Raw genomic sequence first — 21,221 nt, forward strand, 5'->3', positions numbered from 1 at the left:
TCTACTTTGAACATAAAGGGAAATTATGCGCTTTTTAATATGTTATCTGATGCTTAGTCTGGCATTGCTAAGTACGTTAGTTAAAGCAGAGCAAGTAGTTCTTACAATTGATGACCAGCGGTTTGAGCAGCCTCTCGAATTTAATGTGCAGTTGCCTAAAAGCTATTCGCAACAGCAAAATAAACGCTATGTGCTGATGTTTGACTTTCACCCTAATGCCAAAAGTTACTTAGCGGGAATGCATGATTGGATGAGCCATAATGGAGAGTGGCCTTGGTTAGAAACCATTATTGTTACCCCTGCATATGGTAACCCAGTAGCACGACTATTTGATGCAACAGGTAAAACAACACCATTACTCGATTTTTTTGAAGCGCAATTGGTGCCAGAAATTGATAAACAATACCGTACTAACGGCTTTCGTATTTTTAGTGGCTTTAGGGTGAATGGTTCGATTGTGCTTTCAAGCTTAGTGAATAAACCAAACTTGTTTAACGCACATATTGTGATTAGCCCAGAGCTCACGCCAGAACGCGTCAATATTTTAAAGGACTATGGTAAGAAGTTAGCTAAGTTAAATGATAAGCCGCGTTATTTACTATTTACCCATGGCGAAACAATAAAAGAAGATCATCAACAGCATAGATATTCGCAATTAAAAGAAGAAATTAGTGCAAAGGCACCCGCATCATTACAATGGCAATATCAAAATTATGAAGCGCATTACTTTATGTCTTTACCGGTATTATCTACTGCGTATGGCATAGAACAGATCTTTGATGAGATTCATAATGGCTTGGCACCTGAATCAAAAATAGCTAAGCAAGGTGTGGATGCGATTGTTGCACATTATAAGCGTCTATCAACTGAAAAGTTTGGTTTTGAGGTGTCACCAAAATCGTCAATTAATGCTTTAGGGTTTCACTTATTAGAAACATCGCCTGAGTTGGCTAAAAATGTGTTTAATCAAGCATTAGCGCTTTATCCGCAAGATGCATACGCTTATCACCATTTAGCCAAGGCTTATGCGAAAAGTAAAGAATTTGAGAAAGCCATTGAGTTACAAGAAAAAGCAGTGAGCCTAGCGGCTAGTATGCGCACTTGGCATATAAAGCGGCAAGCAAGCTATTTGGCTGAACTTAAGGCACAGCAGCAAGCACTATAAAAAGGTAATTTTAAATGATGTATTTATGGAATAACGGTGAGGTTATTGAACTTCCTATAGGCAAAGCAGTTTGTGTGGGTCGCAATTATGTTGCCCATGCAGCAGAACTCGGTAATGAAGTACCTACTGAGCCGTTACTCTTTTTAAAACCAGCAAGCAGTATTGTAAATGCGGCAGGGGAAGTGGCGTTAGACCATAGCTTAGGTGAGCACCATTATGAAGCGGAGTTGATGCTGTTAATTGGTAAACCACTCAATAAGGACAATATTGTTGATTATAAGTCTTGTATCGCCGGTTTAGGTGTAGGACTTGATCTTACGTTACGCGATGAGCAAGCAAAACTGAAAGCAAAAGGGCATCCGTGGGAGCGCGCAAAAGCTTACGACAAAAGCTGTCTAGTGTCGCGCTTTGTACCGCTAGCAGAAAATGATTTAACGCACAGTGAATTTTCGCTCTCGATTAATAATGAGCTTCGCCAATCTGGTGATATTAATTTGATGATATTTAAGCTTGAACAGCTGCTATCTGAAATTGTTAGGTACTTCTCATTACAGCCGGGCGACATTGTTTTAACGGGCACACCTGAAGGCGTAGGTAAGCTTAATATTCAAGACAATTTGAGTGTATCTCTTAATGGCGAAACGTTAGCTAATTGCACAATTACTTAGAAAGCAGTTTTCATTTTATTCAAAAAGATTATTTTTTTCTGAAAACGTATGCGAAGCAATGCACTGAGTTTGGCCACACTTTACAATAAGCGCATCTAAACTCAGGAGAATCATATGCAAGAATTTAAATTACCGTCGTTTGTGGCTGGCTTTTGGCGTTTAGATGAGTGGCAGCAGCGCGGGTCTTCTTTAGCGCAATTTATTGAGCAATTGCTAGCGCTTGGCATAGATACGGTGGACCATGCAGATATCTATGGTCAATACCAATGTGAGAAACTCTTTGGTGAGGCATTAACACCTCATTTAAGAGATCAACTTAAGATTATTACTAAATGCGGCATTAAACCTGCGTGGCCTGAAAATGGCTTTGCAGGTAAAACTGCACACTATGACTCAAGTAAAGCAAACATCATTGCCTCGGCAGAGCAATCACTGCGTAATTTCAAAACCGATCGCCTAGATGTGTTATTGATCCATCGTCCTGATTATTTAATGCATGCGGATGAAGTTGCAGACGCTTTTTGTGAACTAAAAGCGCAAGGTAAAGTGCTTAACTTTGGAGTATCTAATTTCACTGTTTCACAGTTTGAGTTATTGCAGTCGCGTTTAGACTTCAAGTTAGTAACCAATCAAATTGAAATGTCGCCGTTACAAATGGGGGCACTTGAAGATGGTACGCTTAACTTATGCCAACAGCATCAAATATCACCTATGTTATGGTCGCCTCTAGCTGGTGGTGGTTTATTTGCTGAAACAGAACAAGCGCAGCGAGTTAGATCTGCATTACAAAGTGTTGCTGAAGAAACTGGGTTAGATAGTGTCGACCAAGCAGCTTATGCGTGGTTGTTAACGTTACCATGTCAACCGAGTGTAATCTTAGGTACTGGAAAGTTAGCGCGTATTCAATCGGCAGTTGCAGCGAGCAAAGTGGGTTTGAGTCGTGAGCAATGGTATCGCGTTTGGCAAGCATCAACAGGTCACAGTGTGCCATAACACTTAGCCTTGGATATTGTGTGCTCAGAATATTTTTAAACGAAATAAAGGTGCCGTCAGGCACCCTTAGTTGTAGCAACTTGGAGTAATTTTAGTTTTAGGTTCAAAAGAACTTAGAGTTCAAAGTCCATGGCAAAGCCAACATAGACTTTTAAGTCATCGTCTGCATCTAAATCTGTTTGTGCAATACCAAAGGTAAAACCGCCTTTGGCAATGCTAACACCGTAGTCAATATAGCTGTCGTCTTCGCCATACCACTCTGCAACGGTATCACCCATCGAATTACCAATGTGGAATGTCAGTTCGGTTTCATTTAAGACTTCAAAAGTTGCGTTTAGCTCTAGGTAAATCATATCTTCTTCTGAAGTTGCACCAGATTGCGCATTACTAAGGTAACTTACTTTACCTTCTAGCCAGTTCCAGCTTAGGGCACCATAAAGCTCACCAAAGTCGATTGAGTCAACCGCATCTGGGTATGCGTAATATACATAGCCCACGTCGTAACCAATCTCACCCATTTCGCCAGCAAAGCCTGCGTATAAATCGAGTTCATAACCTGGCTTATCACCACCAAAGTCAACATTCGATGCCCACGTACCCGCATAAAACCCAGATTCATGACCGTAGTCAATACCGCCTGATACTTGAGCATTATCACTGGTTTGTGTGATGCCACGCCATAAGTAGTTGGAAGATGCAGCTGCATTTGCTGTTACTTCTGCATAACCAGCTGCAGAAAAAAGAGTGATACTCGTAGCTGTGAGAGTTGAGAGTAATTGTTTTTTCATAATATTCCTAAAATTGTAGCGCTGAGTTAACTGTTTATTAACAAATCTTGTGCCTAAACTAAAAAAATTAACGATATCAAAGTACTAGTAAGGAATTATGGTTTTGGTAAGATGAGTATATGAAAATAATGCACTAACTCGGTGCGTGAAAATCACAAGGTGCACAAAAACTGCGCACCTTGTTTTGTGATTAGCCGAAAATAGTACGCATCAGGGTGATGGTTTCATCAACGCTACGACCAGCAGCAACTTCTTTTACAATAGAATCACGCATATTTTTAATATGTTGTGGCATATCTTCTGCTGCCAACGCACGATCAACCAATGCTTCAGCTGATTCTTTTCCGCGTTTACGGCCACCTGATTTCTCTGAACTTACGCGTTTCGGTTTATGAAGTGCTTTGTAGTAATTCGAGTTTTCTTTGGCATCGTCACTGTAATAAGCAAACCAACACGGTACTAATGCCTTGTATTGCCAAAGTGCCTGTTCTTCTTCGGCCTCTGGTGTTGCAGCAATAAACCAAGGTTGTTTATGAATTGCCATAACAATGTCGTGCCAGTAACGGTCAAAATCTTGGTTGTTTAATCTTACAAGGCCAAACGCTTGGCATAAAACATCAAGGCTTGCTGCTGTTACTGGGGTGAAAAAGTCAGGTCGACGCATTGCAAGTAAACGGGTTGCTGGTGCAAGTGTAGCTTTTTCATTATCAACGGCTGCAAACGCAGTAATATAACCACGCACAAAGTCCATGTAGTTTTCTAACGTGATATCGCCTTCAAGTGGAATATGATTAAGCGCTTCATTTAAGTCAGTACAGCTGGTGGCAATTACATTATGCAGTGCTTTAGCGGTTTTAGTTGACGCAAACCATTCAACATCAAATTGATAGATGCTCGGATCATGTTTGGCCGTATGTTTACCGACAAATGCCAGCTTGTCTTCTTCAATCATATCAACCAGAGAGGTTTCACGAATACTCTCAATATGTTTAAGCAGTGCAATTTGCTCATCTAGCACAATGCGCTCTTTATTTTGCTGAATTGAATCAAATACAACTGGCCAAGGCGCAATACGTAGCGTTTTAATTTGGCTAATGCCAATACCCGCCTCTAGCTGTTGCTGAATTTTCTTTAAAATTGGCAGCTGGTTTGGTTCAAGTAGGTCAAAATTTACGCGTTTGCTTACAACATCAATTAACTCATAACACCAGCCAGCAAAATCTTCGGGGTGGTTACTTACTTTTACGGCCATTAAGTTAAGGCTAACATCTGGAATGAGTTTTAAAATATTTTGGTAGATGTTTGCTTCCACTTCAGAAAGTGGCATTTTCGACGGCGACGTAAGCAATTTTTTCATAATTAGTAAGTGACCCCAATATAATATTAACAATGTCCTGCAAAGCGTTACACTAAGCGGGCTGTGGATCATACTGAGATCTAATTTTGATGCAATATTGACTTCTTAAATTTCGCGCCTGAGTAAACTAAAAACTTGAAGGTCATGGGTTTTATTTTTCCAAACACCTTTTTCACGCATCACACCATCCAAATGAAAACCAAGTTTGGTAAACAACATTGTCGAAGCCGTGTTTTCTGGTAGTACTTCCGCTTCAATACGATTTAAAGAGGCGATATGGGTAAACATCCATTTTGTCATAGTAGTAATAGCATTGGATGCGAAACCTTGTTGCCAGAAATCAGGGTGGATCTCGATGCTAATTTTCGCTGTGCGTATTGCAGAATCATATTTGTATCCACAACTGCCAACAATTTGTTTACGCGAGTTGCACTGTATTAACCAGCGATGCCCGTTACCTTGTCTGCGTATTAGTTCATCTTGCTCAATAAGTGTTTTTGCTTCTGCTAGGCTTTTCATCGTTGGAAGATCGTAAAACTCACACACCTTTGAATTAGAAAAAAGATGGAAAACAGCTTCAGCCTGTGCCTGTGTTTGTTCAACTAACGTGAACTTGTCGGATGTGATTTCAGGAAAGTTATCAATACTTAGGTGAATTAAATGATGCCCCCACTTTTCATATCGTTTCTGCTCTACAAGACCAAGATTAGTGAGTATTTTATGTGATGCGGTATTAGCAACATCTACCTCACCAACAATATAAGAAAGGCCGAGTTGGTTAAATGCGTATTCAAGTGCAGCGCGACTTGCTTCCATGCCCAAGCCTTTGCCCCAATATTCTGGCAGCATACGGTAGCCGATATCCGGTGCATTTAACTCAGGTTCATATTTTAAGCCACAAAACCCAATAACTTGGTTGTTTTCTTTAAGGACCAAGGCAAAGCGCGCATAGCCAACCTCGTTATATTCTTTTAACCAAATATTGCGAATAATATTTTCGGCATCGCTTAGAGTATTTACCATGTCTGCGTCTCCGGTATAACGGGTAACATCTTCATTACTGCTGAATTTGAATACTTGCTCGGAATCTTCAAGCGTAAATTCGCGCATTAATAAACGCGTTGTTTCAATAAGTGTATTCATATTTTCTCCTTATCTGTACTGGTAAAAATTTTAATGCCGATCAAAAATGCAATACAGATACAGTTGCAGAATATTTTTAGGGTACAGATGGCTGAGTTTAAATACCGTCAGTTATTTTCTTACTATCAACAGCTCATTAGTCATGGCGAATTGCTACCCGGCGATAAATTACCTTCGGTTAGGGCATTGAGCAAGCGTCACGATGTTTCTATTAGCACGGCTACAAAGGTTTTGTCTGAGCTTGAAAAAGTGGCACTTATACATGCAAAACCTAAATCGGGCTATTTTGTAAATGGCGAGAGTAAATTTAAAGCGCATAGCTATGGCAGTGATGTAATTTATAAGCGTGACTTACATGCTTTACCACTAGCGCAATCGGTACAGTATTCGTTTAATGATGAATCTATTTTGCCGCTGTCCTGCACTGGCCCTTCGACCGTGCTAGATAATGAAACATTGCTCAATAAGTTGCATCGTAAAGTATTAACGCAACGACCTTACCGTTTAAAACAAGATAATTTTGAAGCGGGTTTGCCCAATTTACGAAGTACGCTTGCGCAACACCTAAGTTGCAATGACTTTTCGTATGCCAGTGAAAATATCCTAATCACGCACGGGCGAAGCGATGCGTTGAGCCTGGCTATGATCTCTTTAGGGTTATTACAAAAGCGGGTTGCTATTGAAGCGCCATGCTCATTTTTCATAAACGCTAATATGGCGCAATTACAAATCGACACTGTCGCTATTCCAATGCAAGCCAATTACGCCGATGAAATAGCTTTACTCGATAAGGTGTATCAAGCCGAGCCTTTCAGTGCATATGTGTTTAATCCAAATTTTAATGACCCAACCGGGCGCTTGTTGCATGACCAAGACAAAAAGGCATTGGTTGCATGGGCGCAAGCACGTGATGTTGTGTTAATTGAATATGATCGTGGGGAGCTTTATTTTTCTGGATTGCGGCCTAAATCGATCATGCATTTTTTAACACCGCGAGATAAAACACCAGCAATAAGCATTGGCGATTTCTCAGATACGATAAGCTTTAGTTTCTCGCTTGGTTATATGGTTTGCCATCAATGTATTGAATTATGTCTTTTTACAAAACACATCACAGTAGAAAAGCCTGATATGGCAAGCCAAACGATGCTAAACGAGATGATTAGCTCATTAGAATACCGAAAATTACTAACGCGATTAAGAAAAGCAATGTGGCAGCAGTACACTGAAACCTTGTTTATTTTGCAGCCACTAGTGAGTTACTTAGATATACCAACAATTTCCGGGGGCCCTTGTTTATGGTTAAAGCTACCTCATAGCAAAAGTTCAGAAACGCTCTTTAAACGATTAATAAAACACAATGTGGCGATTGCGCCCGGCAAAATGTTTTTAACAAATGCAGAATTTGATAATTATTTTCGCATTACCTTTGCCTTGCCATGGCAGCCAAGAATGGTTAAAGGGCTTAATACATTGGTTCAAGAAACCTTGCGATTTTTAGAGAGTTAGGTTTTAACTTTAATGCGCGTTAGCTATAGTAGCGTTAGATGTGATTTAAGGGACACACAATGAAAACTCTCGTAAAAGTTATTGGATTTCTACTACTTGGTTTAATCGCGTTAATTGTGGCTTTGCCATTTATTATTCCGGTCGATTTTATTTTCAAGCAAGTTACGCAATCGGTTGAGCAAACAACAGGGCGCACGCTCGAGATTAAAGGCGATAAAAGCCTGTCTGTATTCCCTGCGCTAAAACTGGAACTTAATGATGTGATATTTGCTAACTTTGAGCAGGGTTCAAAGCCGAATATGGCAGCTATGGAGCAGCTTGCAATTCACATTCCTTACCTGTCAGTTTTATCTGGTGATATTAAACTTGAAAAATTTGTCATTAAAAACCCAGAAATACTGCTTGAGAAAATGTCTAATGGCGAAGTTAACTGGCAGCTAGTTAATGCGTCGGGTGCGACAGAACAAACCAAGGCAACAGAACAGCAAGGTAAAGCAAAGAGTTTACCTGAGGGCGTTGATATTCAATTAGGCGAAGTCGCGATTTATGGCGGTAGCTTTACTTTTATCGATCATCAAAATAATACATCGCAAAAAGTAACAGACTTAGATTTAGCCATTCAATTACCTTCGCTTAAAAAGGACCTGAAAGTGGAAGGTGCCGTTACTTACATGGCTGAGAAGTTTGATTTAGATGTAACACTTAACACTCCAGAAAAACTATTGTTAGGCCAAGATTTCACGTTAAAAACCGAATTAGATTCTCGCTTGGTTGCACTTACCTTTGATGGGCTAGTTGCAAAACAGATGACTGATTTTAGTGGTAAATTAAATGTGACGGGCGACTCGGTTAAAGCGCTTGCTAAGTGGCAAAACCAAGCGCTTCCAGCGAAAGAAAATGCATTTAATAAATTTTCAATTGCGTCAGAAATGCGTTTTGCCGGACAAGAATTTAATTTATCTAAACTCGATGCCAGCTTAGATGATCTAGCAATTAAAGGCTCGGCAAAGGTGGCGTTAACAAATGTGCCTAAGGTTATTGCTAACGTTGATTTAGGTATGTTGAATGTGAATCCTTACTTACCTGAATCAATTGATGTACCCCAAGAATCCACAGAGCAAAATACCGACACACCAAGCAAGCCGCAACCTATTGTATGGGATGACAGTGAAATTGATTTGTCGGCGCTTAATAGTGTAAATGCGGATATCAAAATCGCGGCGACGGGCTTTCAGTTTAAAGAAATCAAACTAGGTGAAACTAAGTTGTCGCTTAAACTTAATAATGGCACGGCACAGCTAGGCTTAGACAAGTTTAAAGCGTACGAAGGCGACGGTACGGGACAAGTCGTATTAGCTGCCAAACGTGCACCCTATAAACTAAACACATCGTTTTCATTTGATGGTATTCAAGCAGAACCTTTATTAACTGATGCGGTTGGTTTTGATAAATTAATGGGCAAAGGGTTATTAACCATTGCGCTCAATAGCCAAGGGCAATCACAGAAGCAGTTTATTGAATCACTGCATGGCAGCGTTGGTTTTGGTTTTAATGACGGTGCAGTTAAGGGCGCTAATATTGCCGCTATGGTGCGCAGCGCAGAGCAACTTATTAAAGGCGGCGGTCTTGATGCAAAAGGGCTTGAAAAGGGCTTTGATAACGCTGAAAAAACAGATTTCTCAGAACTTGCGGGTAACTTTCAGTTTAGCGAAGGCGTGAGCAAACAAAATGAATTGACCTTAAAAAGCCCATTGATTCGCGTTACCGGTAATGGTGATATTAATCTACCGGAGACAAAAATTAACTATCGTTTGGTAACCGGCATAGTAGATTCAATTGAAGGACAAGGAACGCAAGATAAAAGCACCGGCTTTAAAATTCCAATTCGTTTAAAAGGCCCATTGCATGATGTGCAAGTAAAGCCTGATATTGGCGAAGCGGCAAAAGACAAAGCGAAAGATAAGATCAAAGACAAGCTAAAAGATTTATTTAACAAGGAATAGTCGTTTTTTGTTTAATCATTCGGTCCACTGAAACTATTAACAAAGACAGATTATCTCTAGCATGCTTTGATTAGCGGGTTTGTAAAATGTTTATTATGCATTCCCGCAAGCGCTTGAAATTGCCTTCACATACCTCCATTAATCGTTCTCAGTAAATACAAATTATACTGTACGTTTTTTGAACTCCTTGTTATTGCAAGGCTTTTTTTATCATTAGTTTAACGACTAAATTAATTAAAAAATAACCTACCACTTATTAGTGTTTGCTGGTACAATTGCCCGCCCTTGAGCTGTCGATGACACGCTTAATGGTGAACAAATAAACGTTTAGGTCGTGAATTTGTATGAATTTGCGGCAATTTTTAACTACACCGGAGCATATAAAATGATCCAAATGCAAACTCAGCTGGACGTTGCTGATAACAGCGGCGCTCGCAAAGTGCAGTGTATTAAAGTCCTTGGCGGTTCGCACCGTCGCTACGCAGCGATTGGCGATATCATCAAAGTTTCTGTTAAAGAAGCTATTCCTCGCGGTAAAGTGAAGAAAGGTGATGTTAAAAACGCAGTAGTTGTGCGTACTAAAAAAGGCGTTCGTCGTCCAGACGGCTCTTTAATCCGTTTCGATAGCAATGCGGCAGTAATCTTAAACGATAGCTTACAGCCAATTGGTACTCGTATCTTTGGCCCTGTGACTCGTGAACTTCGTAACGATAAGTTCATGAAGATCGTTTCACTAGCCCCAGAAGTACTATAAGGAGTCGATCATGGCAGCAAAAATCCGTCGTGATGACGAAGTAATCGTACTTGCAGGTAAAGACAAAGGTAAGCGCGGCAAAGTGCTTTCAGTTGTAACTGAATCTAGTCGAGTATTTGTTGAAGGCGTTAACTTAATCAAGAAGCACCAGAAGCCAGTTCCTCAGTTGAACCAGCCAGGCGGTATTGTTGAGAAAGAAGCGTCAGTAGACGTATCAAACGTAGCGATCTTTAACCAGGAAACTGGTAAAGCGGATCGTGTAGGTTTCAAGATTGAAGATGGTAAGAAAGTACGTATCTTCAAATCTACCGGTAAAACTATCTAATAGTCGGAGTATACGATGGCGAAACTGCATGAAGTATATAAAGACAAAGTAGTAGCTGAACTAGTAAAAGAGTTCAACTACAGCTCTGTCATGCAAGTCCCTCGAATTGAGAAAATCACCCTTAATATGGGTGTGGGCGAAGCCCTAGCGGACAAAAAGATTCTAGAGAACGCAGTAAGCGACCTAGAAGCTATCTCTGGTCAGAAGCCACTTATCACTAAAGCACGCAAATCAGTTGCTGGCTTTAAGATTCGTGAAGGCTATCCGATCGGTTGTAAAGTAACCCTACGCGGTGAGCGTATGTGGGATTTCCTAGAGCGTTTAGTCTCTATTGCGATGCCACGTATTCGTGACTTCCGCGGTGTTAGCGCAAAGTCTTTTGACGGTCGCGGTAACTATTCTATGGGCGTACGTGAGCAAATCATCTTCCCAGAAATCGATTATGATAAAGTAGACCGCGTTCGCGGTATGGATATCACAATCACTACTTCTGCGAAAAGTGATGAGGAAGGCCGTGCGTTGTTAACAGCGTTTAACTTCCCATTCAAGAAATAAGGGTAGGGTTATGGCAAAGAATTCAATGAAAGCGCGCGAAGCAAAGCGCACTAAACTAGTTGCTCAGTACGCTGAAAAGCGCGCAGCACTAAAAGCAATCATCTCTGACGTAAACGCGTCTGAAGATGATCGTTGGGACGCGGTATTAAAGCTTCAAAGCCTTCCGCGTGATTCAAGCCCTGCACGTCAACGTAATCGTTGTAACATCACGGGCCGCCCACATGGTTACCTTCGTAAGTTCGGCTTAAGCCGTATCAAATTACGCGAAGCTGCTATGCGCGGTGAAGTTCCTGGCCTTAAAAAGGCTTCTTGGTAATAGAATCACGGGAGTAAGACAATGAGCTTGCAAGATCCAATCGCGGATATGTTTACACGTGTTCGTAACGGCCAACAGGCTAAGAAGGTTTCAGTATCTATGCCTTCTTCAAAGCTAAAAATTGCCGTTGCAAAACTACTTAAAGAAGAAGGTTACATCACAGACTACGCAGTAGCTGGCGACGTTAAACCTGAGCTTTCTGTAGAATTAAAATATTTCGAAGGCAAAGCTGTAATCGAGTCTCTACAGCGCGTTAGCCGTCCTGGTCTACGTATCTACAAGAAACGTGGCGACTTACCAAAGGTAATGGGCGGTTTAGGCATTGCTATCGTTTCAACTTCTAAAGGCTTGATGACTGACCGTGCTGCACGTGGTGCTGGTATCGGTGGTGAAATCATCGGCTTTGTAGCTTAATCGGAGGGGAACTATGTCTCGCGTAGCAAAGGCACCTATCAATGTTCCTGCCGGTGTAGAAGTTACACTAGCTGGTCAGGATATCAAAGTTAAAGGTAAAAGCGGTGAGTTAACTCGCACTATCAACGCAGCTGTTGAAGTAACGCTTGAAGAAAACGTAATCAAAACTCTTCCTCGTGAAGGTTTTGCTGACGGCTGGGCACAAGCAGGTACTGCTCGTGCACTAATCAACAACATGGTTGTTGGTGCAGGCGAAGGTTACGAGAAAAAACTTCAGCTAGTTGGTGTTGGTTACCGTGCAGCAGCTAAGGGTAAAGTATTAGACCTAACTCTTGGTTTCTCACACCCTGTGAACTTCCCAGTTCCAGAAGGTATCACTGTTGAAACACCTAGCCAAACTGAAATTGTGGTTAAAGGCGCAGATAAGCAGTTAGTTGGCCAAGTTGCTGCTAACATTCGCGCATACCGTGAGCCAGAGCCGTATAAAGGTAAAGGTGTACGTTATGCTGATGAACACGTGCGTCGCAAAGAAGCCAAGAAGAAGTAAGGTAGAACGATGGATAAGAAAACAGCTCGTCTACGTCGTGCGAAACGCACTCGTAGAAACTTTATTGAACAAGGCGCAACCCGCCTAGTTATCCACCGCACTCCACGTCATATTTACGCGCAAGTTGTAAATCCTGAGGGTGTTGTGGTAGCTGCTGCTTCTACTGTAGAAAAAGCGATTAGTGGTTCAATCGAAGGCACTAGCAATGTTGCAGCTGCGCAAGCAGTTGGTAAAGCAGTTGCTGAACGTGCAGTTGAGAAAGGTATCGCTAAATTATCTTTTGATCGCAGTGGTTTTAAATATCACGGCCGTGTTAAGGCGCTTGCTGATGCAGCGCGTGAAGCCGGTTTACAATTCTAGGAGCAGAGAATGGCTAACGTAGAAGTAAAGCAACCTGAATTAGCTGAAAAGCTAGTTGCAGTAAACCGCGTGTCAAAAGTAGTTAAAGGTGGTCGTATCTTTAGCTTCACTGCACTAACAGTTGTTGGTGACGGCGCAGGTAAAGTAGGTTTTGGTTACGGTAAAGCACGTGAAGTTCCTGCTGCTATTCAAAAAGCAATGGAAAAAGCACGTCGTAACATGGTAAACGTAGAATTAAACGGAAACACGTTACAGCACCCAGTTAAGGGTCGTCACGCTGGTTCTAAAGTATATATGCAGCCAGCTGCTGAAGGTACAGGTATCATCGCCGGTGGTGCGATGCGTGCAGTACTAGAAGTTGTAGGTGTACATAACGTACTTTCTAAAGCATATGGTTCTACTAACCCAATCAACGTTGTACGCGCAACAATTAAAGCTCTAGACAACATGAAGTCGCCTGAGTCAGTTGCTGCTAAACGTGGTTTAAGCGTTGATAACATCCTGGGGTAAGACACGATGGCAAATACAGTAAAAGTAACTCAAGTAAAGAGCTCTATCGGTCGTTTACCGAAGCATAAAGCAACTTTACGTGGTCTTGGTTTACGTCGTATCAACCACACAGTGGAGTTAGAAGATACTCCTTGTGTACGTGGTATGATCAACCAAGTGTCTTACATGGTTAAGGTTGAGGGTTAATTCGATGCAATTGAATACACTTTCTCCAGCAGTAGGTGCAAAGAAGCCTGGTAAGCGTGTTGGTCGTGGTATCGGTTCTGGTCTTGGTAAGACTGGTGGTCGTGGTCACAAAGGTCAAAAATCTCGCTCAGGCGGTAAAGTACGCGTTGGTTTTGAAGGCGGTCAAATGCCTATGCAACGTCGTCTACCTAAGTTCGGTTTCACTTCACGCAAATCACTAGTATCTGCAGAAGTAAATCTGTTCGAAATCGCTAAAGTTGAAGGCGATGTGGTAGAACTAAGCACACTACAAGCAGCTGGTATTGTTAAAAAGAACATTCAGTTCGTTAAAGTAGTTAAATCTGGCGAAGTTTCTCGCGCGGTTACCGTTAAAGGTCTTAAAGTGACTAAAGGTGCTCGTGAAGCGATTGAAGCTGCCGGAGGCAAGATAGAAGAATAATAAGGAAGTACTATGGCTAAACCAGGTCTAGATATGCAAAGTGCACAAAGCGGCTTAGCGGAGCTGAAGCGCCGATTACTATTTGTATTGGGTGCTATCATTATTTACCGTTTAGGCTCGTTCGTGCCGATCCCTGGTATTGACGCCGCAGTATTGGCCCAGTTCTTCGAGCAACAAAAGGGCACCATTGTTGAGATGTTCAACATGTTCAGTGGTGGTGCACTTGAGCGTGCATCGGTGTTGGCGTTAGGTATTATGCCTTACATCACCGCTTCAATTATCATGCAGTTGATGACACATATGCATCCAACTTACATGGAATTGAAGAAAGAAGGTGAGCAAGGTCGTAAGAAGATCAGCCAACACACTCGTTATGCAACGCTCGTGCTAGCTACATTCCAATCTATTGGTATTGCAACTAGTTTACCAAATATGATGTCAGGCCTAGTGGTTAACCCTGGTCTAGCGTTTTATTTCACTGCTGTAGTGAGCTTGGTAACTGGTACAATGTTCCTAATGTGGTTGGGTGAGCAAATTACAGAGCGCGGTATCGGTAACGGTATCTCAGTTCTAATTTTTGTGGGTATTGTAGCTAACTTGCCGTCTGCTATTGGTTCGACTGCCGAAATGGCGCGCCAAGGTGATTTACAACCGTTAGTACTACTATTGATTGCGGTAATTGTTTTTGCTGTAACTTATTTGGTAGTGTTCTTTGAGCGTGGACAACGTCGCATCGTTGTTAACTACGCTAAACGTCAGCAAGGCCGTCAGGTATTTGCAGCGCAAAGTTCACACTTACCATTGAAAGTTAATATGGCAGGGGTTATTCCACCAATCTTTGCTAGTAGTATTATTCTGTTCCCTGGTACAATTGCGAGCTGGTTCGGTCAAGGTGAAGGCCCGGTTGCTGATACATTACAAACTATCTCTTTAGCATTGTCTCCTGGACAGCCGCTATATGCGATGGTGTTAGCAGCTGCAATCATCTTTTTCTGCTTCTTTTACACTGCGTTGGTATTTAACCCGCGTGAAACAGCAGACAACCTGAAAAAATCAGGGGCATTTATCCCAGGCATTCGCCCAGGTGAGCAGACATCTAAATACATTGATAAAGTAATGACACGCCTAACTTTAGCTGGCGCTTTGTACATTACCTTTATTTGTCTAGTGCCCGAGTTCATGACAATGGCATGGCAAACGCCATTCTATTTCGGCGGTACATCAATTTTGATTATCGTTGTTGTTATCATGGACTTTATGGCACAAGTACAAACGCATCTGATGTCTCATCAGTATGAGTCTGTGCTGAAAAAAGCAAACCTTAAAGGCTATGGCCGATAAGGCTTTGACTACGGAGTTAAGTTATGAAAGTACGTGCTTCCGTTAAGAAAATTTGCCGTAGCTGTAAAGTTATTAAGCGTGCAGGTGTTGTACGTGTAATTTGCAGCGACCCTAAGCATAAGCAAAGGCAAGGCTAATTAAGTCATGCAGGCTGAGCGTAAGCTCGGCCTGTTTCATTGGTAGAAATCTGATATCGGTTGGGTATCCTATACGGGCTTTCCAACAGGATGATAATCAGATTCATTTATAGGAGATATGTTAGTGGCCCGTATCGCAGGCATTAACGTTCCTGACCATAAGCATGCTGTTATCGCTTTAACAAGCATCTATGGTGTAGGTAAGACTCGCTCTAAGGCTATCTTAGCAGCGACTGGTATCGCCGAGACCACAAAAATCGGTGAACTAAATGATGAAGTTCTTGACCAATTACGTGAAGAAGTTGGTAAGTACACTGTTGAAGGTGATCTTCGTCGTGAAGTTACTCTAAATATCAAGCGTCTTATGGACCTTGGTTGTTTCCGTGGCCTACGTCACCGTCGTTCGCTTCCACTACGTGGTCAGCGTACTAAGACTAACGCGCGTACTCGTAAGGGTCCTCGCAAGCCTATCAAGAAATAAGGTGGGGTAAGTTATGGCTAAAGCACCAATCCGTCGTAAGAAGGTTAAAAAGCAAGTTGCTGATGGTATGGCTCATGTTCATGCTTCTTTCAACAACACTATTGTTACTATTACAGACCGTCAAGGTAATGCGTTATCTTGGGCAACTGCAGGTGGTTCAGGTTTCCGTGGTTCACGTAAATCTACGCCATTCGCTGCACAGGTTGCTGCTGAGCGTGCAGGTACTGCTGCTCAGGAATATGGTTTAAAGAACCTAGAAGTATTCATCAAGGGCCCAGGTCCAGGTCGTGAATCTTCAGTTCGTGCATTAAATGCACTAGGTTACCGTATTACAAACATTACTGACGTGACGCCAATTCCACACAATGGTTGTCGTCCACCGAAGAAACGTCGCGTATAACAATAGGTTAGGAGAAATAACATGGCAAGATATTTGGGCCCTAAGCTCAAGCTAAGTCGTCGTGAAGGTACTGACCTGTTCCTTAAGAGCGGCGTTAGAGCAATCGACTCTAAATGTAAGCTTGAAACAGCACCAGGTCAACACGGCGCTCGTAAAGGTCGCCTATCTGACTACGGTTTACAATTACGTGAAAAGCAAAAAGTTCGTCGTATCTACGGTGTACTAGAAAAGCAATTCCGTAACTACTATAAAGAAGCTGCTCGTCTTAAAGGCAACACAGGTGAAAACCTACTTCAGCTTCTAGAACAACGTTTAGACAATGTAGTTTACCGCATGGGTTTCGCTAGCACACGTGCTGAAGCTCGTCAGCTAGTAAGCCACAAAGCAATCGTTGTTAATGGTCAAGTTGTAAACATTCCTTCATTCACAGTTTCAGCTGAAGATGTAGTTGAAATCCGTGAGAAGGCTAAGAAGCAAGCTCGTATTACTGCAGCTGTAGAACTAGCTGAGCAACGCGAGAAGCCAACTTGGGTTGAAGTAGACACTAAGAAGCTAGAAGGTACATTTAAGCGTTTACCTGAGCGTTCTGATCTGTCTGCAGAAATTAATGAACAGCTAATCGTCGAACTTTACTCGAAGTAAAGTTAAAAGATAAGAGAGGATACACATGCAGGGTTCTGTTACCGAATTCCTAAAGCCAAAATTAGTCGATATCGACGCTGTAAGTACATCGCGTTCTAAAGTAATTTTAGAGCCGCTAGAGCGTGGCTTTGGTCACACTTTAGGTAATGCACTTCGTCGTATTTTACTTTCATCAATGCCAGGTTGTGCAGTGACTGAAGTTGAAATCGACGGCGTACTACACGAATACAGTGCGAAGGAAGGTGTTCAAGAAGACATCATCGAAATTCTACTAAACCTTAAAGGTTTAGCAGTTTCTTTACACGAGAAAGATGAAGTATTTCTAACGCTGACTAAATCAGGCGTTGGCCCTGTAACCGCTGCTGATATTCAACACGATGATAGTGTTGAAATTGCTAACCCAGATCACGTGATTTGTCACCTGACAACTGATAGCAGTGAAATCAGCATGCGTATTCGCGTTCAACGTGGCCGTGGCTACGTTCCAGCGTCGAGCCGTATTTCCTCTGAAGACGATGAGCGCCCAATCGGTCGTTTGTTGCTAGATGCATCATTTAGCCCGGTTGAGCGTATTGCGTACTCGGTTGAATCAGCACGTGTTGAGCAACGTACAGATTTAGATAAGCTTATTATCGATATGGAAACAAATGGTACGATTGATCCTGAAGAGGCAATCCGTCGTGCATCTACTATTCTAGCTGAGCAATTAGACGCATTCGTAGATTTACGTGATGTGGCTGAGCCAGAAGAGAAGGAAGAGAAGCCGGAGTTCGATCCGATTCTACTTCGTCCAGTTGATGATTTAGAGCTTACTGTACGTTCTGCGAACTGTCTGAAAGCCGAGCAAATTCAATATATCGGTGATCTTGTTCAGCGTACTGAAGTTGAGCTTCTTAAAACACCAAACCTTGGTAAGAAGTCACTTACAGAAATTAAAGACGTGCTTGCATCACGTGGTCTATCTCTAGGTATGCGCCTAGAAAACTGGCCGCCAGCAAGCTTAGCTGAATAATCAACGATAAGTTTAGTTAGAAGGATAGGGTCATGCGCCATCGTAAGAGTGGTCGTCAATTAAACCGTAACAGCAGTCATCGTAAAGCGATGTTCAGCAACATGGCAAGTTCTTTGGTGAAGCACGAAATCATCAAAACTACTGTGCCAAAAGCGAAAGAGTTACGTCGTGTAATTGAACCTTTAATCACACTGGCTAAGACTGATAGCGTTGCAAACCGTCGTTTAGCGTTTGCTCGCACGCGTGATAAAGAAGTAGTTGGTAAATTGTTCACTGAGATTGGTCCTCGTTTCGCGGATCGTCCAGGTGGTTACACTCGTATTCTTAAGTGTGGCTTCCGTGCAGGTGACAACGCGCCAATGGCTTACATTGAACTACTAGATCGCCCAGCGACTGAAGAAGTTCAAGAAGACGCGCAGTCTGCAGAGTAAGATTTAAAGAATTAAAAAGCCGAGCAATTGCTCGGCTTTTTTACGTCTATAATTTAACAATTCAACTCTCTATTGCGTTACCGCTATGTATGCTGTGTTAGCACTTTCACACAATCAGGCAAGCAAAGCTAACTACTCCAATTTAGTTGTTTAGAGCTTGAGAAACTAATTCCGCATCCGTATAATCCGCGCCTCTTCGCAATGTTTCAATGGATTATGATGAAAAAAACTATTCTATTCCTTACCTTAGCCGGATTATCTCAATTTACTAATGCAGCCGAAGAAGCTGAGCAGCCTTCTCCAAGTCCAATTAAGTTTGGTTTGTACGCAGGTCTTACCTATGGTGGTGATGAAGTAGGTAAGCTTTACTACGAAGATGATTCAACAGAACGTGTTAAAGCAGGTGGTTTGTACACCGTTGGTGCTTCATTATCAGCTAATGTTTGGCAGCAAGTCGATGTGCAGGTAAACCTTGGCTATCATGCTGATTCAGCAAGCGCTTCTAACGGCGATATGACATTCTCACGTGTTGTATTTGAAGCAATTCCTTACTACCGTTTAAATGAATCGGTATCGCTTGGTTTGGGCCTTACGTTACATTCAAATGTTGAGTTTGATAGTGACTTTACTGAAGATGCGACTTTCGAGTCTGCAACGGGTGTGGTGTTATCGGGTAAGTATGCGTTAGCAAATACAAACAGTGAATTCGAGTTCCGCATTGTATCGCAAGAATACACGCTTGAAAAAGTAGGTAACTTTAACGTTATACAAGATTACACAGTAGATGCTAAACACCTAGGTGTTTACTACCACTACATGTTTTAGTGAAAAACATAAAAAACGCCAAGCATTTGCTTGGCGTTTTTATGTAATCTTTAATGAGTATTATCGCAACTCATTAGGCATATTATATTGCGCCCATGAAAGTAGCTCGATGCGGTTACGACAGTTGGTTTTTCTAAACGCACTGTATAAGTGTGTTTTTACCGTGTGCGGGCTGATATTTAGCTCGTCGGCGATTTCTTTATTCTTAGCACCTTTACTCATTAAGCTAATGATAGCTCGCTCACGCTTTGTTAATTTCACAGGCTCTAATTCAGCGTCAGTGATCTGATTAATCGCTTCTTTATTAAACTGTAATAAGCGGTTCAATGCGCTACACATTACATCACGACGGAACCATAATTGATTATCAAGTAGTAAGCGAATGCCTTTCATTAATACATCAGCATTATCTGTTTCATAGAATACACCACGAATACCTGATAATAGAGCGCGATTAGCAAGCTCAGTATTGTCGCTGATGTTAAACAAAATAATGTCACAGTCAGTGTTCAGTTCAGAAATATGTGTTTGTAAACGTTGCCAAACATTATCACCGTTAGATTCGATAAATAATAAGCGTGTGTTGCTTGGTACATCTTTACCATCAAACCCGTGAAGAACGTTTAGACCTTGGGTGGTTAGTAATGGTTTTAAAACTTCCAATCCAGAATTATTCGTAGGATTAGTGTTCAAAATGATAAACGCTGTGTTATTCATTGTTTAACTCAAAAAATAAAGCTTCTACTTAAATTAATAGCAGAAGCTTAACATAATGTTTAGACTTTTGTATTGTTTTTTTAAGCTAATTAATACTTTTATCTAGGTCTTTGCGTTGTCAGTATACGGTGGCCAACCCAGCATTTTGCCTGCAAGCATGTGTAGGTGAATATGAAAAACGGTTTGCCCTGCATTTTCGTTACAGTTCATAACCACACGGTAGCCTTCATCACTAAAGCCATGCTCTGTTGCTAGCTGTTTAGCAACGAAATACAGGTGGCCTACAAGCTCTCGATCGTCTAATGCAATGTCGTTAATTGTAGCGATTGGCTTTTTTGGAATAATAAGTACGTGGAAAGGTGCTTGTGGGTTTATGTCCTTAAATGCAAGACTTAGCTCATCTTCATAGACAATATCGGCTGGAATTTCGCGATTAATAATTTTGGTGAAAAGGGTTTCTTGACTCATACCAACATCCTAGTAGTAATTCTGTTCGAATTATGCCAGTTTAGATTGATGGAATATATCTGCAAGGGTTTATTGAAACGAGTATGAAAAATCTATTAGCACTCAGTTTGTTATTACCAAGTTTAGCGTATGCCGCAACGGTAAAATTTTCAGAAGAGTTAATCCCGCTTCAAGTGAATGAGAATAAAGTAGAGCATTCACTCTTTTCAAGTGTTGATGAAGTAACAGTGTCACAAGGCCAGCATAAAATCAGAGTAAAGTACAAAGACCTTTACGAAATTGATTATGATGAGCATGAAGTTATTGAGTCAGAGCCGTTTTGGCTTGTGATCAATATTGAAAACAGCGACGCAACTTATCAGCTTTCAATGCCACGTGCTGATGATATTGATGGTGCAAAGCAGTATATAAAAAGCCCGTTTGCAACCTTCAAAGAGCAGGGAACTAACAGCCAAGCATTGCGTTTAGAACCTGTAAAAGCGCAAGTAGTACTTTCTACGGAGCAGAAAAATAAGGTACATTTGTCTGCTACAACTGCAAGCGAGCCATCTAATAGCAATGCACCAAAGTCATCATCTAAAATTCAAGTTGTTGCTGAAAAATCACCTAACGCACCAGTTAGCCAACAGCCTAGTGCGCTAAGTATGCTTGAGTTTTGGTGGTCGCAAGCCAGCGAGCAAGAAAAAGCAGCATTTTTAGCAAATAAAAAAGGCAGCTAAGCGCTGCCTTTTGATA

Annotated in this window: 29 protein-coding genes; 24 read left to right on the plus strand and 5 right to left on the minus strand. The window is 41.7% G+C overall.

Annotation, left to right across the window (positions count from 1 at the left end; all coding sequences use genetic code 11):
• Positions 1-25: 25 nt before the first annotated feature.
• From ACXAFE_RS00430 to ACXAFE_RS00440, 3 genes are all read left to right on the plus strand, one after another.
• Complete coding sequence (locus ACXAFE_RS00430; protein WP_475146963.1) at positions 26-1,165, plus strand: alpha/beta hydrolase-fold protein; 1,140 nt, start codon at positions 26-28, stop codon at positions 1,163-1,165.
• A 14-nt stretch (positions 1,166-1,179) separates the two neighbouring features.
• Positions 1,180-1,833, plus strand: coding sequence for a fumarylacetoacetate hydrolase family protein (locus ACXAFE_RS00435; protein WP_475146967.1), 654 nt, complete (start codon positions 1,180-1,182; stop codon positions 1,831-1,833).
• A 114-nt stretch (positions 1,834-1,947) separates the two neighbouring features.
• Positions 1,948-2,826, plus strand: coding sequence for an aldo/keto reductase (locus tag ACXAFE_RS00440; RefSeq protein ID WP_475146971.1), 879 nt, complete (start codon positions 1,948-1,950; stop codon positions 2,824-2,826).
• A 113-nt stretch (positions 2,827-2,939) separates the two neighbouring features.
• On the opposite strand, the gene ACXAFE_RS00445 is transcribed toward ACXAFE_RS00440, so the two are convergent.
• From ACXAFE_RS00445 to ACXAFE_RS00455, 3 genes are all read right to left on the minus strand, one after another.
• Positions 2,940-3,614, minus strand: coding sequence for a TorF family putative porin (locus ACXAFE_RS00445; RefSeq protein WP_475146974.1), 675 nt, complete (start codon positions 3,612-3,614; stop codon positions 2,940-2,942).
• A 190-nt stretch (positions 3,615-3,804) separates the two neighbouring features.
• Positions 3,805-4,971: a hypothetical protein gene (locus ACXAFE_RS00450; protein WP_475146978.1), complete on the minus strand. Its 1,167-nt coding sequence runs from the start codon at positions 4,969-4,971 to the stop codon at positions 3,805-3,807.
• Positions 4,972-5,076: 105 nt separating this feature from the next.
• Positions 5,077-6,114, minus strand: coding sequence for a GNAT family N-acetyltransferase (locus ACXAFE_RS00455; protein ID WP_475146981.1), 1,038 nt, complete (start codon positions 6,112-6,114; stop codon positions 5,077-5,079).
• 87 nt (positions 6,115-6,201) lie between these two features.
• Between ACXAFE_RS00455 and ACXAFE_RS00460 the strand changes: the two genes are divergently transcribed.
• The 20 genes from ACXAFE_RS00460 (at position 6,202) to ACXAFE_RS00555 (ending at position 19,301) form a co-directional block, all read left to right on the plus strand.
• Positions 6,202-7,623 carry an aminotransferase-like domain-containing protein gene (locus ACXAFE_RS00460; RefSeq protein ID WP_475146985.1) on the plus strand — a complete coding sequence of 474 codons (1,422 nt, stop codon included), beginning with the start codon at positions 6,202-6,204 and terminating at the stop codon, positions 7,621-7,623.
• Positions 7,624-7,682: 59 nt separating this feature from the next.
• On the plus strand, positions 7,683-9,626 hold the full coding sequence (locus ACXAFE_RS00465) for an AsmA family protein (protein WP_475146988.1): 1,944 nt from the start codon (positions 7,683-7,685) through the stop codon (positions 9,624-9,626).
• Between the two features lie 385 nt (positions 9,627-10,011).
• A complete protein-coding gene (rplN, locus tag ACXAFE_RS00470; RefSeq protein WP_010562266.1) occupies positions 10,012-10,380 on the plus strand; it encodes a 50S ribosomal protein L14 in 369 nt (122 codons plus the stop codon).
• 10 nt (positions 10,381-10,390) lie between these two features.
• The gene (gene rplX / locus ACXAFE_RS00475; RefSeq protein WP_010562267.1) at positions 10,391-10,705 is read left to right on the plus strand and encodes a 50S ribosomal protein L24; all 315 of its coding nucleotides are present in this window, start codon (positions 10,391-10,393) and stop codon (positions 10,703-10,705) included.
• A 15-nt stretch (positions 10,706-10,720) separates the two neighbouring features.
• Positions 10,721-11,260 carry a 50S ribosomal protein L5 gene (gene rplE / locus ACXAFE_RS00480; protein WP_010562268.1) on the plus strand — a complete coding sequence of 180 codons (540 nt, stop codon included), beginning with the start codon at positions 10,721-10,723 and terminating at the stop codon, positions 11,258-11,260.
• 10 nt (positions 11,261-11,270) lie between these two features.
• Positions 11,271-11,576 carry a 30S ribosomal protein S14 gene (rpsN, locus tag ACXAFE_RS00485; protein ID WP_010562269.1) on the plus strand — a complete coding sequence of 102 codons (306 nt, stop codon included), beginning with the start codon at positions 11,271-11,273 and terminating at the stop codon, positions 11,574-11,576.
• A gap of 21 nt (positions 11,577-11,597) precedes the next feature.
• Entirely contained in the window at positions 11,598-11,990 is a 393-nt protein-coding gene (gene rpsH / locus ACXAFE_RS00490; RefSeq protein ID WP_054980991.1) for a 30S ribosomal protein S8, read from the plus strand.
• Positions 11,991-12,003: 13 nt separating this feature from the next.
• Positions 12,004-12,537: a 50S ribosomal protein L6 gene (gene rplF / locus ACXAFE_RS00495; RefSeq protein ID WP_237131314.1), complete on the plus strand. Its 534-nt coding sequence runs from the start codon at positions 12,004-12,006 to the stop codon at positions 12,535-12,537.
• Between the two features lie 9 nt (positions 12,538-12,546).
• Positions 12,547-12,897 carry a 50S ribosomal protein L18 gene (rplR, locus tag ACXAFE_RS00500; protein WP_010562272.1) on the plus strand — a complete coding sequence of 117 codons (351 nt, stop codon included), beginning with the start codon at positions 12,547-12,549 and terminating at the stop codon, positions 12,895-12,897.
• A 9-nt stretch (positions 12,898-12,906) separates the two neighbouring features.
• Positions 12,907-13,407, plus strand: coding sequence for a 30S ribosomal protein S5 (gene rpsE, locus ACXAFE_RS00505; protein WP_475146999.1), 501 nt, complete (start codon positions 12,907-12,909; stop codon positions 13,405-13,407).
• Between the two features lie 6 nt (positions 13,408-13,413).
• A complete protein-coding gene (rpmD, locus tag ACXAFE_RS00510) occupies positions 13,414-13,593 on the plus strand; it encodes a 50S ribosomal protein L30 (RefSeq protein ID WP_010562274.1) in 180 nt (59 codons plus the stop codon).
• 4 nt (positions 13,594-13,597) lie between these two features.
• Positions 13,598-14,032 (plus strand): 50S ribosomal protein L15, encoded by a 435-nt coding sequence (rplO, locus tag ACXAFE_RS00515; RefSeq protein WP_010562275.1) that lies wholly within the window; start codon positions 13,598-13,600, stop codon positions 14,030-14,032.
• Positions 14,033-14,044: 12 nt separating this feature from the next.
• Positions 14,045-15,373 (plus strand): preprotein translocase subunit SecY, encoded by a 1,329-nt coding sequence (secY, locus tag ACXAFE_RS00520; protein ID WP_010562276.1) that lies wholly within the window; start codon positions 14,045-14,047, stop codon positions 15,371-15,373.
• A gap of 23 nt (positions 15,374-15,396) precedes the next feature.
• On the plus strand, positions 15,397-15,510 hold the full coding sequence (gene rpmJ, locus ACXAFE_RS00525; RefSeq protein WP_010562277.1) for a 50S ribosomal protein L36: 114 nt from the start codon (positions 15,397-15,399) through the stop codon (positions 15,508-15,510).
• A gap of 124 nt (positions 15,511-15,634) precedes the next feature.
• The gene (gene rpsM, locus ACXAFE_RS00530; RefSeq protein ID WP_054981001.1) at positions 15,635-15,991 is read left to right on the plus strand and encodes a 30S ribosomal protein S13; all 357 of its coding nucleotides are present in this window, start codon (positions 15,635-15,637) and stop codon (positions 15,989-15,991) included.
• 13 nt (positions 15,992-16,004) lie between these two features.
• Entirely contained in the window at positions 16,005-16,391 is a 387-nt protein-coding gene (gene rpsK, locus ACXAFE_RS00535; RefSeq protein WP_010562279.1) for a 30S ribosomal protein S11, read from the plus strand.
• Between the two features lie 21 nt (positions 16,392-16,412).
• Positions 16,413-17,033, plus strand: coding sequence for a 30S ribosomal protein S4 (gene rpsD, locus ACXAFE_RS00540; protein ID WP_010562280.1), 621 nt, complete (start codon positions 16,413-16,415; stop codon positions 17,031-17,033).
• A 25-nt stretch (positions 17,034-17,058) separates the two neighbouring features.
• Positions 17,059-18,045 carry a DNA-directed RNA polymerase subunit alpha gene (locus ACXAFE_RS00545; RefSeq protein WP_010562281.1) on the plus strand — a complete coding sequence of 329 codons (987 nt, stop codon included), beginning with the start codon at positions 17,059-17,061 and terminating at the stop codon, positions 18,043-18,045.
• Between the two features lie 32 nt (positions 18,046-18,077).
• Positions 18,078-18,476, plus strand: a complete 399-nt coding sequence (rplQ, locus tag ACXAFE_RS00550) for a 50S ribosomal protein L17 (protein ID WP_010562282.1) — start codon at positions 18,078-18,080, stop codon at positions 18,474-18,476.
• A gap of 219 nt (positions 18,477-18,695) precedes the next feature.
• Positions 18,696-19,301: a hypothetical protein gene (locus ACXAFE_RS00555; protein WP_475147019.1), complete on the plus strand. Its 606-nt coding sequence runs from the start codon at positions 18,696-18,698 to the stop codon at positions 19,299-19,301.
• Positions 19,302-19,361: 60 nt separating this feature from the next.
• On the opposite strand, the gene ACXAFE_RS00560 is transcribed toward ACXAFE_RS00555, so the two are convergent.
• Entirely contained in the window at positions 19,362-20,018 is a 657-nt protein-coding gene (locus ACXAFE_RS00560) for a helix-turn-helix transcriptional regulator (protein ID WP_010562284.1), read from the minus strand.
• A gap of 102 nt (positions 20,019-20,120) precedes the next feature.
• Positions 20,121-20,486 carry a histidine triad nucleotide-binding protein gene (locus ACXAFE_RS00565; RefSeq protein WP_475147029.1) on the minus strand — a complete coding sequence of 122 codons (366 nt, stop codon included), beginning with the start codon at positions 20,484-20,486 and terminating at the stop codon, positions 20,121-20,123.
• 83 nt (positions 20,487-20,569) lie between these two features.
• On the opposite strand from ACXAFE_RS00565, the gene ACXAFE_RS00570 reads away from it, so the two are divergent.
• The gene (locus ACXAFE_RS00570) at positions 20,570-21,205 is read left to right on the plus strand and encodes a DUF2057 family protein (protein ID WP_475147033.1); all 636 of its coding nucleotides are present in this window, start codon (positions 20,570-20,572) and stop codon (positions 21,203-21,205) included.
• Positions 21,206-21,221 lie beyond the last annotated feature (16 nt).

It is taken from the genome of Pseudoalteromonas sp. ABV4_021 (assembly GCF_056159365.1).